Raw genomic sequence first — 13,971 nt, 5'->3', positions numbered from 1 at the left:
CTGAAATGAAAAAACTGACCCTGACCGCGCTGGCTTTGCTGGCGGGGTTTAGTGCTTCTGCCCTGGCCGCAGAAGAGCTGCGTTTTGGCGTTGACCCGACGTTCCCCCCCTTTGAATCCAAGGCTGCTGACGGATCGTTGCAGGGATTTGATATTGATATGGGTAACGCCATCTGCCAGCAGATGAAAGTGAAATGTGTCTGGGTACAGACCGGTTATGACGGCATTATTCCGGCATTACAGGCGCGCAAGTTTGATGCCATCCTGTCAGCCATGGCGATGACTGAAAAACGTCGTGAGCAGGTGGCGTTCACCGACATGCTCTATAACACCCCGAGCGCGTTGCTGACACGTAAAGACAGCAAGCTGATGCCGGAACTGGCATCGCTGAAAGGCAAGACCGTTGGCGTGGCGCAGGGCACCACGCAGGAAGGCTTTGCGAAAAGCGTCTGGGGCAGCCAGGGTGTTCAGGTGGTGAGCTATCCAAACCAGTCGGAAATTTATCCGGACCTGGCGTCAGGGCGTCTTGATGCCACTTTCACCAGTGCAGCAGCGGCTGAGTCCGGCTTCCTGAAAACGCCGCAGGGTGCGGAGTATCATATCGCCGGGAAACCGCTGTATGACCCAAAATACTTCGGTGAAGGTGTCGGGATCGGCTTGCGTAAAGATGACGGTGCGCGCATTGCCAAAATTAATGAAGCGATGGCTGAACTGCACAAAAATGGCACCTACGATCGTCTGGCGAAGCAGTATTTCAGCTTTGATGTTTATCACCGCCCGGAGTAAGCGATGACGTTAACGACACTGCCTGACTTTCGCCAGCAGCGCGCACGCTTTCTGGCAGCAGTGGGGGCGCTGGGAGGCGCTGTTACCTGCTACCCACACCCGCTGAGCGGCCCGCAGGGCGAGCCGCTGTCGACCGATGTGGCGGTGATTGGCCGCGCGGATGCCCCGCAGGTGATGCTGGTGGTTTCTGGCACCCACGGCGTGGAAGGGTATTACGGCTCCGACAGCCAGATCGCCTGGCTGGAAGCGCTGGATGGCAGCACCCTGCCGCAGGATGTCGCGCTGGTGCTGGTGCATCTGATCAATCCGTGGGGTACCGCCTGGCTGCGGCGGGTGAATGAAGACAACGCCGACCTGAACCGTAACTTTATCGACTTCTCGGGAGCGGTACCGCCCAATCCGGCGTACCCGGCGCTGCACAGTATTTATACCTGCCGTGACCTGGACGGATCAGAGCGTGCGGCAGCCGATGTGCAGATGGCACTGAAGTGCGCGGAGATCGGCTGGGGTGGCGTAAAACGTATTGTGGAAGCCGGGCAGTATCAGTTTGCTGACGGCATCTTTTACGGCGGCAGCGAGGCCAGCTGGTCTCAGCAGATCCTGCGGCAGATTATCGCCAATCATCTGCAAATGGCACGGCGTATTATCAGCTTCGATCTGCATACCGGGGCCGGGGCTTACGGCCATCCCATGCTGCTGGCGATTGCGCAGCGCCCTTACCCGGCGCTCGATGAAGCGAAACGTCTGTTTGGCGAGTGGCTGACGGTGATCATCACCGGGGACAGTGGGGAGAGTGACACCGGTGTGACCGCCACAGCCACCGGTTATTTGTCACAGTTTATGCTGGATCAGCTGCCGGAGACTGAACTGCTTCAACTGGTGGTGGAGTGCGGAACTTACGACGGTCGTGATATGCACCGTCGCGTGCGCGACGACCACTGGCTGCATCTGTACGGTGACCTGGACAGCGAGCAGGCATTACAGGTGAAACAGCAGCTGTTTGAAGGGTTTTACCCGGCCGATCCGGACTGGCGGGCGCTGGTTGCACTGCGCACCCGACAGATTTTCCAGCGCGGCTGGGAAGCATTACAGCAGTGAGATCACAGGCGCCCGTAGAAGGTCATGCGGGCGCTTTCTGACAACGACACATCCGGCTGGGCATTGTACGCCAGCACCACCAGCATACGTGTCGTATCTCCTTCCGTTGGCGTCACGCGGTGCAGGGCATTCCGCCCCCTGAACAGCACCAGATCCCCCGGCTCAATGGCCAGTTTCTCTACCGGATGCTCACCGTCCAGCACGGCACCCACACCGCTGTAGTTCATCTCTCCGGCTTCCGCATTACGCAGATGGCTGACGTATTCAAATACGCCGCCCGCTTCGGGTTTCTGAATCAGCAGTGTGATAGCGAAGGAGGAGTTGTCAAAGTGCCAGCCCAGCTCCTGCCCGGCATGTGCATAGTGCAGGTTAATCGACGACAGGTTGTCGGCATACGGGAACAACTGTTGCTCTTGCAGCACGCCGCATAGAAACGCCTTGAACGCGTCCGAGTCGTACAACGTACGCAGGGCCGAGGCCGCCGGGATCTCTTCATCGGTAATACAGCCTTTCGAGGAAACCACCTGGCGGTTACGCGGGTGATCGGCGGCAAAGGCATCGTCCGGTTTCTGCAAATAGACGTTATGCTGGCTGCTGGCATAAAACGCCAGATGCTGGTTATCGTCCCCTTCCTGCTTGATTGCGGCCAGCGCGGCAGGGGTTAAAAAACCTCGCAGTACCAGCGCGCCGCTGGCAGCTAGCTGCTGCTGGCATGTTGCTGTGTAACCGGCATCGGTAATCGGGTGAGCACTCAGGTTAAGCAGGGAAGCAAGAGGATTCATCAGGGTCTCGTTGGCAGAAAAGCAGGTTATTCACTGTACGATGCCGTTGCGCGCTCTACTACTGATTTCTCGGACTTTTTAGCGATAAAAACCCAAGAGAATTATCCCTTTAGTTATTATTGTTGCAGTGGTTATCAGAAGCATTCATCTTATTGTCATCCGGTCCGTAACAAGGGAATGAAAAAATGAAAATACGGTTATTCGACGATCATGAAGCCCTGAGCCAGCAGGCCGCGGCAGATATTTTTACTGAGCTGAATCAGGGAGGACGTTGTAATTTCGCCCCGACAGGCGGTTCATCGCCGCTGCGGCTGTATCAGCATCTGGTCGCACGGTTACAGGCAGAAAACGCCGGACAGCAGGTGCACTATTATCTGCAGGATGATGTTCCGCTGCGCGGTCGTGAGCAGCAGCCAGGGGTGATTTATCAGCATATTGACCGACATCTGCTGACCCCGGCGGGCATCCCGCTACAACGCATCCATCCGTTAACCCTGGCCAACGTTGCGCAGCAGGATGCCGCGATTGCCGCTGACGGCGGGCTGGATCTGCTGCTGCTGGGGGTGGGGCAGGATGGACATATTGCCGCGAACCTGCCGGGCACGCCGTTCGACACGCTGACGCGTGAAATTGAGGTCGATCGCTGCCACGGTGTACTGATGGCGGCTTTAGTGCAGGAAGTGGGATCGGAGGAAAATGTTCCCGACAGCTACCTGAGCTTTGGCATTCACACTATTATGCAGGCGAGGCATATCAGGGTGCTGATCAACGGTGAGAATAAAGCCGAGATAGTCCGGCGGATGCTGATGGAGCCCCCCGTGGAAGCGTTGCCTGCTTCTGTATTGCAGCGCCATGCCAACTGCACGCTCTATCTCGACGCGGCCGCCGCACGCCTGCTGGATGCAGACTGGCTGGCGGCGCATATCACCCACTAAATCAGCGCGTTTCCTGACTGAGATCGAGAAGATCACTTTGATCCAGCAAAGATTGCAGTGGGGCGAACAGCGGCTGCGGTAGCGCCGTCTTATCGAACCACTGCCAGCCTTCACATTTGTGCGGTTCACAGCGTTCGGGTGTGCCGCTGGCATGCCAGGCGAGCATAAAAAGCGTGACGTAATGTTTCTGCTCTGAACAGAAAATGTTATTAGTGAAGGGCCCCTGAACACATTCCCCCAGAGAAAGTCCGGTTTCTTCAGCCACTTCTCGCTGCGCGCATTGCTGTGGCGTTTCCCCAAACTCCAGATGACCTCCAGGCGTTGCCCATTCGCCTGCGCCGTGGCTGCCCAGACGTTTACCTAATAATACTTTGCCATCACGGAAGAGTAATACTCCGACGCCGATACGCGGCTGTGTCATTTTAATCTCCTGACTACGACGTATTTTCACCGACTGAAACTGTATTAATCCACAGCGGTAAAAAATCCAAATTCGTTACGCCAGCTTAACTATCTGGCGCTTTTACATGCCATATACAAGTCCATTCGAATGGTGTGATGATAATCACAGTTGTCCAAATGGAGAGTGACAAATGTTAACACGAAGGAAGCTTTTAGGTAGCGGTGCCGCCTTGTTGGGGTTTGCGGTGCTCAGGCCCACCCTGTCCTGGGCGGCCGTTCCCGCCGCAGGCAGTGACAGTGCTGCGTTTTATCACACCTCATTACTTGTTACCGCACGTTCGCACCTGAGTCCGCTGGTGGCACAGCGTGCGCTTTACTGCCTGAACGCGGAGGACGGCGATTTTCCTCAGCAACTGCAACGGCTTTGGTCTGGTTGTCAGGCGGCCGCCATCACTCACGCTGACCAGCTCAACGGCCATTCTCTGATGCAGGGGAGTACCGGGGCAACGATCAAGAAAATCATCTCCGCCTGGTACCTCGGGTTTACCGGTACGCCCGTGCCACTGCGTGCGGTGGATAACACCCGCTTTGTAACCTATACCGATGCGCTAATGTATGCCCCCACCCTGGATGCCACCGTTATACCCACTTATTCGCGCGGTAAGACTAATTACTGGACCCAGCCGCCGGCCACGATCGCCAACGACTAACTCTTTTCTTTATGTGAGCATCCCCTATGAATCAACATTATGATGCCGATGTCATTGTCATCGGTTCCGGTGCGCTGGGCAGTAATGCCGCTACGCATCTCGCCCTAAAGGGAAAATCGGTCATTATCCTGGAGGCCGGTGAACGTATTCCACGGTGGAAAATCGTTGAAAATTTCCGTAACTCGTCGAAAAAAGGCAATTATAACTCGCCTTACCCTAATGAACCCTGGGCTCATCACTCTTACGATGAACAATATATTGAGAACACGGGTTCATTCGATTTCCGCCCTGGAATGCTGAAACTGGTGGGGGGAACCACCTGGCACTGGGCTGCTGCCTGTTGGCGCTATCTGCCGAACGATATGAAATTAAAAACCCTGTATGGCGTTGGGCGTGACTGGCCAATGGACTATGACGCACTTGAACCCTGGTACCAAAAAGCGGAGGAGGCGCTGGGGGTATGCGGCAGCGATACAGATGATCAGAGCGGCCAGGGGGGAGCGGCCTTCCCTCCGCGTTCGCAGCCTTATCCTATGGAACCAGAGGGGGAAACCTATCTTTTTCAGCGTCTGAAAAGCCGTCTCTCTCCTGCCGGATACCACTTCATTCATGAGCCCAATGCCCGCGCCACGCGGCCCTATGATGCCCGCCCCGCATGCAGTGGTAACAACAACTGCATGCCTGTTTGTCCCATTGGGGCCATGTACAGCGGTGATACTCATGCCCGCCATGCAGAAGAGGCAGGAGCAAAGCTGATGGCGGATGCCACCGCCTGGAAACTGGAAAAAGGCGCTGATGACAAAATTGTCGCCGTACATGTGCGCAGTTCAAAAGGGTTAGATACCCGCTTAACGGCAAAATATTTCGTGGTGGCGGCACATGGTCTGGAAACGGCAAAACTTTTGCTGATCTCGGATGTGGCCAACAGTTCCGATCAGGTAGGGCGTAATCTGATGGATCACACCGGAATGGGGATGCAGTTTCTGGCAGATGAACCGCTATGGCCCGGTCGTGGCGCGGTTCAGCAGGGCGGTATTTTTAACAACCGCGATGGAGACTTTCGCAAAAATCACTCGGCTATCAAGCATGCCATATCAAACAACGTGCCGAATATGGCCGTCGCGCAGCGGCTGATTGCCAAAGGCGTCATTGGCAAAATGCTGGATGAACAGATCCGCCATCAGGCTGCACGCTGGGTAGATATTTCTACGGTGTTTGAAATTTTACCGCATGAGACGAACACGGTTCGTGCCAGCACGACGCGTAAAGATGCGTTGGGGATCCCGATGCTGACGGTGCACTACGAAGTGGATGATTATGTCAAAGCGGCGAAGGCGGTGGTGGATAACGATTACCGCCGTTTCGCTAGCCTGATGGGGGGCGACGTTGTTGAGGACAATACGGGATGGCAAAACCGCGATCACCTGATGGGCACGGTGATTATGGGAGACAGCTCTCGTGACTCCGTGGTCAACCATGAGTGTCGGACGTGGGATCACAGCAACCTGTTTCTCGCCACGACAGGGGTCATTCCGGCTTCAGGCGTGATTAATCCGACGCTCACCGGCGTGGCATTAAGTCTTCGCGCCGCTGACATCATTGAGCGAGAGATCTGATCATGAAAATCTTGATGTACGTTCTGCTGCTGGCGGGTTCCTGGCAGGCAGTGGCCTCTGACGAGGTGATGATTGAGCGCGGTAAAACGATTGCCATCGCCGCTGACTGCGCTGCCTGTCACCGTCAGGCCACCAAAAATGGTGCGCCTTTTGCCGGTGGCTATGCCATTGATTCCCCGATGGGACGTATTATTGCCAGCAATATTACGCCGTCCAGACAGTTCGGTATTGGCGGCTACACTGAGCAACAGTTTGCTGACGCGTTGCGAAAAGGTCAGGCTGCCGACGGAAGTTACCTGTATCCCGCCATGCCTTACACTGCCTTTCAGGGGATGACTGACGACGATATTCACGCCCTGTATCTCTATTTTATGCAGGGTGTTAAACCTGTCGATCGGGCGCCTGAGGAACAAACCGCGCTCAGTTTCCCGTTTAATCTTCGCCAGCTGATGTGGGGCTGGAATCTTCTTTACCTCAATACTCAACAGGGTGAAAAGCAGGCGGAGCTGTCGGATAAACTCAACCGTGGGCGCTATCTGGTGGACGTGCTGGCGCATTGCAGCACCTGTCATACGCCGCGCAATATGGCCATGGCAGAAGACCAGAGCCGCTATCTTGCTGGCAGTCCGCTGGGCGGCTGGTATGCGCCGAATATCACCTCCGATCCTTCGGGGTTGGCGGACTGGAGTCAGAGCGATATTGCCACCTACCTGAAAACGGGCCATGTGACCGGGAAAGGGCAGGCGGCCGGGCCGATGGCGGAAGCCGTTGAGCACAGTTTCCGCTACATGTCGGATGACGATCTGCAGGCGATTGCCGCCTGGATTAAGCAGGTTCCCGCGATCCAAAGCGCGCAGGCGGTGGACAGTACCAGGCCAGCGCCTGAGGACATTAATCAGGTGATTAAAGGTCAGGGCGATCAGGCATCGCTGGCGAACAGCTCAACCACCGATGGTGCAGCGTTGTACAGTGGCGCTTGTGCAAGCTGTCACGGCCGCGAAGGCAAGGGAACAGGTGATAACTTCTACCCTTCGCTCAGGCAAAACAGCGCAGTATCTGCCGTTTCTCCGGGTAATTTAGTGATGACCATTGTGGAGGGCATTCATCGCCATGGCAGCGATGCCGATGTGGCTATGCCAGGCTTTGCCAGCCAAATGAATGATGCGCAGATTGCCGCTGTCAGCCGCTATGTACGCGACCAGTTCGCGGGGATTGTGAGCCCGTTAACGGCAGAGGATGTGCATAATCTGCGCGGCGGTGGGGACCCCCCGTTTATCATCCGTTACGTGAACTGGCTGATGGCTGGCGGCGTGATAGTGTTGCTGCTGGTGGTGTTCGGCCTGTTACGTTTGCGCAGGCGATGAGTCTGTCGGGCAGGCCTTAAACGGCCCGCCCGATTTTTTAGCGTAGATTTTCTCTCCCGGTATCAGCGGTTTTTGCGCTTAACGGAACAGTTTCTGGACAAACTCCGCGTAGGCCGGTCGCCAGACATCCATTTCGTGCCCCAGCTTCGGCCAGGCGTGATAATCGAACTTCACCCCTTTCTCTTCAAGCGTTTGCTTCAGCCCGGCGATATCTTTACCGGTAATGGTGTCATTCTCGCCGACCACAACGGTAAAGTTTTTCAACTGACGGTTAATCTGATCCGGTTTTTCCAGCTGTGCCGCCACCTTGTCATTCGGAACAGTGGTAGTGCTCACACCGCTGAGAGTCGCCAGCGCACTGAAACTGTCCAGATGACTGAGACCCGACACCAGCGCCTGATATCCTCCCTGCGACAGGCCCGCCAGTGCGCGTCCGTTCGCATCATGACGGACATTAAAACGCTGGTTTATCAGCGGGATAATATCGTGGATCAGTTCACGGTCAGCCGCCGCCGCATTCAGCGGGTAGAACAGCTTACGGCGCTCCTGCGGCACGTACGCTTCCGGCGTGGTGGTGGCGGTATCGGTTTCGGTATCCGGGATCACCACCAGCATCGGTTTGATTTTTCCCTCTGCCAGCAGGTTATCCATCATTTCCGGCACACGGCCCTGATCGATGGCCGAGCGCAGACTGTCACCAAAGCCATGATAAAAATAGAGCACCGGTAGCGGGGCGCCTTTTCCGTCGTAACCCGGCGGTGTCCAGACCGCGACCTGACGCTCGCGCTTCAACTGGGGTGAGTGATAAGTCAGCGTACGCAGTTCACCATGAGGCACATTGCGCACATCGAGAATGCTGCCCGGCACCAGGATCAGGCTGGTGTTCACCTGGCGCTGGGGTTTGGCATACGCCGTACCGGTATCGATACTACGGAAACCATCAACACTGAAGAAGTACTCATACAGATTCGGTGCCTGCACCGCTGAGCGGAAACTCCAGACCCCGCTGGCGTCCTTCACCATCGGATGCGAGACATAGCTATCCGGCGTGGCCCCGGTAAACACCGAGACTTTTTGCGCCTGCGGTGCGAACAACCGGAAGGTGATGCTGTGGTCAGCATTCACCTGGGTCACGTACTGATTCACCGCCCGGTCCTGCGGCGGGAATACAGGGAAATCAGCGGGCAGCGTCGCGGAAAAGGCCGGGAGCGATGCCCCCAGTACCAGGCCTGAGAGCAGCAGTGCAACGGCAGACTTCTTCATCAGTTACTTCCTTATCGGTTAAGAAAATCAGGGGCAGATTACCACCAGACTTCCGCCTGAACGCCCAGCGTGAACTGATCGTTTTTGCTGTCCTGGAAGCTGTAATTTGACAGCTCATTATCCAGTACATGCAAATACGTACCGTAGAAACGGATCTCCGGGCGTGAGTTCAGGATGCTGGTATCGACTTTCAGCGCGTGATACAGCGTCGTTTTATAGCCAGATTCTTTCAGATTCTCACCTGACTGCGTTTTGTTGGTCTGAGTAAACCAGCCCAGTTCCACACCGGTCTGATTGTAGCTGTCCCAGATCCAGGCCGGGCGCACCACGGTACGCAGGCTTTCGAAATCGCTGTGTGAACCACTTTCGTAGCTGTAGACATCGTTACCGCGTGAGTAGACCAGCGCATTCGCCATAATGATCTTATCGCTCAGGTACATTTCACCCTGGGAGATGGCGCGGAACGCGGTGCCGTTAGTGTGGTCGCCATAATAGTAGCCGTTATAGCTGACATTGGAGCTTGCACCGTTGTAATTGGCGAAGCTGCTGGCGAAGGAGTTGTTACCGGCCTGCAGGCTGAAGTCGTTAAAGCCTTTGTTGTAGAGCTGCTGGCGCACGATGGCGGTGGCCAGCCATGCGTCTTTCAGCGTATAGAAGCTGTTGCTGTCTTCATTGTTTTTCTGCTCGTCGGTTTTATTCGCCATCGAATATTTACCCATCATGGTCAGCGTTGCGCTATCCCACAGTGGCAGATCTTTGTAGCGGACCTCGACAGAGTTGGTATTCATTTGCGTCTTATTGGCGAGATCGCGCGAGTAAACGTCGATATCTTCACGGGTCAGTGACAGATCAACCTTGCCCGGTCCGGCCGCCAGGTTTTCAATACCTACGCCGCCGCCGACGTCGGTGCGCACGCTTTTCCAGTCGAGCATCTGGATTTCATAGACCGGTAGGGTATGTTTACCCACCCAGAAGTCAGCTTCGGGCGCAAACGGCAGGAAACCTTTGGTGGTCAGGTAGATATCGGAGAACTGCAGCAGGTTTTCATTGCCGGTGTTGTCGCCAAACCAGCCGGAACCATACTGCTGGCTGACGTTACCATCCAGTTTGACAATGGCTTCGGCGGTTTTTCCATTCTGGTTATACACGCGCTGTTTCAGCAGTAAGTCAAACCAGCCGCTGTGCTCATTACCAAAGCGCCCGACGGAGCCGATAGCATAGGACTGTGGGGAGCCGTTGTTGCCGGTTGCCCAGCCGCTGCGCAGGTAGCCGGAGTAGGTGAAGCCGATATCATCTTTCACATACTGGCTGATGTCTTTCAGAGTGACTGGCTGGCTACTTTCGCCACCCGCAGAGGTGCTGGCGACGTCAACCGTAGAGCTGGCGCTGACCGCGACAGGGGCGGCATTCGGCGTGCTGGCGGGCGCCGCACGTTTAGCCATAGCGGGCTGCTCATGCTGTGCTTTATATTCGCTGAATTCCGTTTGGGTTCGCTGTAACTCTTTTTCCAGTAATTCCAGACGCTGTTCCAGCGTTAATTTAGCGGCAAGAACATGGTTTGGAAACAGTGCAGAAGTAATAAGAACGGCTATTATTTTTAATGAGTGTTTTTTCATTTTTTTAGTTTCCCAGGTGTTGCATGATAAATAAAAGGCATGCGGAATCCCTGCCAGTCGTACCGCTAACGGGCATAAAATTGAGAGTGGGTGCGAAAGCAGACAACACTCTTTAAATCAACGATTTGTTTTATATTTTTTTTCTTTTATGAATACCATTCCTCTTATATTTTCTTGCTGCCAACTTTTCTGAAGGCAAAAAAAAACCTGAATGGCTTTTCTTTCCGCTTTTTCAGCAAGAAGAAAAACGCTTCAGGTTTTGCCTGCCAGCCCGTTAGCGGGCAAACAGTAACAATCCAGAGTGTTTGTTAACGAAATACGGTATGAAATATTTCGTAATAAGAAGATTTTGTCTCAATTATGGCTGCGGCTGCAATGACATTTTCATTCTCTGTCTACAATCTGTGATGAAACTAACACTTAGCCACCGGAGCCATCGCTATCCTTCCTGTGGGATGGTGAACAGGACACTCAGGAGAGCCGCAATGAGTCACAGAGTTATCAGCGCAGACCGTATTCGTGACCGCTTTTCCAAAGCGATGTCGGCGATGTATCAAAAGGAAGTTCCTCAATATGGCACGCTGTTGCAGCTGGTGCGCGAGGTGAATCAGCAGGCATTGGCGCAGCATCCTGGCGCATTGAATGCAGATCAGTGGCCCCAGGAAGTGAATCGCCTGAGCGTGGAACGCCACGGCGCCATTCGCGTGGGAACGGCGCAGGAGTTGGCTACGCTGCGACAGCTGTTTGCCGTGATGGGGATGTCGGCGGTGGGGTATTACGATCTCACGGCGGCCGGGGTGCCGGTGCACTCCACCGCGTTTCGCCCGGTGACGGAAGAGGCACTGCAAATCAATCCGTTTCGCGTGTTTACCTCACTGCTACGGCTGGAGTTGATTGAGGATCCGGCGTTGCGCCAGCAGGTGAGTGAGATTCTGGCCCGGCGCGATATCTTCACGTCGCGGCTACGCGAATTGCTGACGCGATGGCAGCAGCAGGGCGGTCTGGACGATGCGCAGGCGGACGAATTTGTGCAGGAAGCGCTGGAAACTTTCCGCTGGCATCATCAGGCTTCGGTCGACCTCCGTACCTATAACACGTTGCTGGCACAGCATCGTCTGATCGCCGATGTGGTGTGTTTCCGTGGGCCGCATATCAACCATCTGACGCCGCGCACGCTGGATATCGACCTTGTACAGCAGCTGATGCCGGAATATGGCATCACGCCGAAAGAGACCATCGAAGGCCCGCCTGCACGACATTGTCCGATCCTGCTGCGGCAAACCAGTTTTAAAGCGCTGAATGAAGCGATTGATTTTACCGACCAGACGGCGGGTACGCATACTGCCCGTTTTGGGGAAATTGAGCAGCGCGGCGTGGCGCTGACGCGCAAGGGTCGCGAGCTGTATGATCGCCTGCTGCGTGAAGCCTCAGCGGAAAAACACGGGGATAACGACAGTCATCAGCGTCATTTGAGCGCGGTATTTAACGCCTTCCCGGATGATGCTGACCAGTTGCGTCAGCAGCAGCTGGCTTTTTACCGTTATCGTCGTCATCCGGAAATAGCCGCATTACCGGGTGACGATCTGGAGAGCCAGATTGCCCGGGGTGCGGTCATTGCCGAACCGATTATCTACGAAGATTTTCTACCGGTCAGTGCGGCCGGGATTTTTCAGTCGAATCTGGGGAGCGACACGAGCAGTATCAGCAGCGGTAACCCCAGCCAGGCGGCGTTTGAGCAGGCGCTGGGGGCTCAGGTGCTCGATGAGTTTACGCTGTATCAGCAAGTACAGCAGGATTCCCTCGATCGCCTGTTCCTGTAGGGCCTTACCCTCTGTTTCGGTCAGCCCACCCTGTGGTGGAAATATTCGGCAGGGGGCGACCGGAAAAAGGGGCTTTCCATCAAGGATCCCCACAAATGTTTTCTGGCTGAATGCACAGCACACGGGCTGGGGCCAGTTTGAGCACGCCGGATCGGCAAAAGACGCATCCATGCGGGCCTCGGCACGCGGCGTCCTGCCGCGTGACGTCCGGCTTACCTCAAACTGGCCCCATCCCCTAAACATTCGTTCCCGCTGTGGGTTTTAAAAACAGCCACGCAAATGCCAGCAGGTGAAGGAGGAAGGGCTGATTGCAGCAGGCTGCCGGCCAGGGAAGGCCGGCCGCCAGGCCACAGGGACGTGTTTATGCCGGTGCAGCAAGCAGCCCTTCCTCCGGGAACCGGCTGCCCGCAATGACGCCCTGGTCATTTTTCTGGGATCTCTCAGGGGCGCCCCCTGCGTTTAACCGATCTGACCGCTTAACACGCGTTCAATCACGTTCAGCGCGCCTTCATGGTTGTTACTCTCGGTGTGATATCGCGCCACCTGCTTCACGGCGGGTTGCGCATTCGCCATCGCAAAGCCATAACCGGCATGCGCCACCATCTCAATATCGTTACCGCTGTCACCGACGGCCACCACTTCATTGTCGGCAATCTGCCACTGACGTTGCAGTAGCGCCAATCCGTGCGCTTTGTGGATGCCAGGAATGATCAGGTCAACAAACCCGAAGCCGCTGGAAACCGGTGTGACGATGCCATCGAGCGCATGGCCGATATGTGCCATCAGTTCCGGGATTTTTTCATCGGCCAGATTCAGTGAGAACTTGAAGATGGTGTCATTGAGCGCGCTGAAATCATCGCGCAGTTCCAGGCGGTGATAGTGCTGCGACATCAGTGTTACCAGTGATTCGGGTGCGCTGTTGAGCATATAGGCGCTGCGCGGCCCGCAGACCACGGTATGGGCGTAAGGCAGCCTGGCCAGCACCGCCAGCACTTTTTCCAGATGCGCTTCACTTAACTCGCCACAGAACAAGGTTTTACCACAGTCGACAATATTGGCACCGTTTTCGGAGACAAAAGCGATCTCATCCCGTATTTCCGGGAAGAAGCTGATGAGCTGGTAATACTGGTTGCCGCTGGCGACCACAAACTTGATGTTCTGCTTTTTCAGTTGCTGGTATTGCGCTAAAAATCGCGCTTTGTTGTAGGTTTTGTTGTCATCGAGGAAGGTGCCGTCCATATCCACAGCAATCATTTTAATCATCGGGTCCCCTGAGTAAAAAAGGTAAAATACTGCCTTATCATCGGTGGAAAGACTGAAGGTAAAAAGAGGCAGCTTTTTTCCGTGCGTTCCCCTTTTATTTGTGTGCTTGCTGAGGCTGAGCCGTTATTGGGTTATTTATCCCCTGTCTGGTGCTTTTTGTACTGTTACTGGATGCTGTTAGCGATGAAAGTACCTGTAAGGGGAAAAACCTACCTCGAAAAGAGGCAGTGATTTTCGACGGGCATCAGATTGTGATCCGCACGCTGCTTACATAATATGAAAGGAAAGGATTACTGATGAAAGTAATCACAGACGGA

Annotated in this window: 12 protein-coding genes; 7 read left to right on the top strand and 5 right to left on the bottom strand. The window is 55.2% G+C overall.

Translation table 11 applies throughout. From position 1 onward, the window contains the following. Positions 1 to 5: 5 nt before the first annotated feature. Together FY046_RS18605 and FY046_RS18600 are read left to right on the top strand one after the other, a co-directional pair. Positions 6 to 785, top strand: coding sequence for an ABC transporter substrate-binding protein (locus FY046_RS18605; protein WP_133842602.1), 780 nt, complete (start codon positions 6 to 8; stop codon positions 783 to 785). A gap of 3 nt (positions 786 to 788) precedes the next feature. Further along, positions 789 to 1,883 (top strand): DUF2817 domain-containing protein, encoded by a 1,095-nt coding sequence (locus tag FY046_RS18600; RefSeq protein WP_133842601.1) that lies wholly within the window; start codon positions 789 to 791, stop codon positions 1,881 to 1,883. Positions 1,884 to 1,885: 2 nt separating this feature from the next. On the opposite strand, the gene FY046_RS18595 is transcribed toward FY046_RS18600, so the two are convergent. Next, entirely contained in the window at positions 1,886 to 2,665 is a 780-nt protein-coding gene (locus tag FY046_RS18595) for a HalD/BesD family halogenase (RefSeq protein WP_159336770.1), read from the bottom strand. A gap of 185 nt (positions 2,666 to 2,850) precedes the next feature. Here FY046_RS18595 and FY046_RS18590 point away from each other — a divergent pair, with 185 nt between their 5' ends. Further along, complete coding sequence (locus tag FY046_RS18590) at positions 2,851 to 3,600, top strand: 6-phosphogluconolactonase (RefSeq protein WP_446186360.1); 750 nt, start codon at positions 2,851 to 2,853, stop codon at positions 3,598 to 3,600. A 1-nt stretch (position 3,601) separates the two neighbouring features. Here FY046_RS18590 and FY046_RS18585 read toward each other — a convergent pair whose 3' ends face one another. Beyond that, positions 3,602 to 4,021 carry a nucleotide triphosphate diphosphatase NUDT15 gene (locus FY046_RS18585; RefSeq protein ID WP_159336772.1) on the bottom strand — a complete coding sequence of 140 codons (420 nt, stop codon included), beginning with the start codon at positions 4,019 to 4,021 and terminating at the stop codon, positions 3,602 to 3,604. Between the two features lie 172 nt (positions 4,022 to 4,193). On the opposite strand from FY046_RS18585, the gene FY046_RS18580 reads away from it, so the two are divergent. The 3 genes from FY046_RS18580 to FY046_RS18570 are packed head-to-tail and all read left to right on the top strand — an operon-like array spanning position 4,194 to position 7,692. Next, positions 4,194 to 4,712, top strand: coding sequence for a sugar dehydrogenase complex small subunit (locus FY046_RS18580; RefSeq protein WP_159336773.1), 519 nt, complete (start codon positions 4,194 to 4,196; stop codon positions 4,710 to 4,712). A 26-nt stretch (positions 4,713 to 4,738) separates the two neighbouring features. After that, entirely contained in the window at positions 4,739 to 6,328 is a 1,590-nt protein-coding gene (locus FY046_RS18575) for a GMC family oxidoreductase (protein WP_446186359.1), read from the top strand. Positions 6,329 to 6,330: 2 nt separating this feature from the next. Beyond that, the gene (locus FY046_RS18570; protein ID WP_159336775.1) at positions 6,331 to 7,692 is read left to right on the top strand and encodes a c-type cytochrome; all 1,362 of its coding nucleotides are present in this window, start codon (positions 6,331 to 6,333) and stop codon (positions 7,690 to 7,692) included. A gap of 78 nt (positions 7,693 to 7,770) precedes the next feature. On the opposite strand, the gene FY046_RS18565 is transcribed toward FY046_RS18570, so the two are convergent. Together FY046_RS18565 and FY046_RS18560 are read right to left on the bottom strand one after the other, a co-directional pair. After that, a complete protein-coding gene (locus FY046_RS18565; protein WP_171149294.1) occupies positions 7,771 to 8,955 on the bottom strand; it encodes an alpha/beta hydrolase-fold protein in 1,185 nt (394 codons plus the stop codon). A gap of 38 nt (positions 8,956 to 8,993) precedes the next feature. Beyond that, on the bottom strand, positions 8,994 to 10,571 hold the full coding sequence (locus tag FY046_RS18560; protein WP_133842596.1) for a carbohydrate porin: 1,578 nt from the start codon (positions 10,569 to 10,571) through the stop codon (positions 8,994 to 8,996). Positions 10,572 to 11,056: 485 nt separating this feature from the next. Between FY046_RS18560 and hglS the strand changes: the two genes are divergently transcribed. Continuing rightward, positions 11,057 to 12,391 carry a 2-oxoadipate dioxygenase/decarboxylase HglS gene (hglS, locus tag FY046_RS18555; protein WP_159336777.1) on the top strand — a complete coding sequence of 445 codons (1,335 nt, stop codon included), beginning with the start codon at positions 11,057 to 11,059 and terminating at the stop codon, positions 12,389 to 12,391. Positions 12,392 to 12,850: 459 nt separating this feature from the next. Here hglS and FY046_RS18550 read toward each other — a convergent pair whose 3' ends face one another. Further along, entirely contained in the window at positions 12,851 to 13,654 is an 804-nt protein-coding gene (locus FY046_RS18550; RefSeq protein ID WP_167864310.1) for a Cof-type HAD-IIB family hydrolase, read from the bottom strand. Positions 13,655 to 13,971 lie beyond the last annotated feature (317 nt).

It is taken from the genome of Erwinia sp. 1181_3 (genome assembly GCF_052824965.1).
Note: the sequence above shows the minus strand (reverse complement) of the source record. Positions and strands in the feature narration are given on the sequence as shown.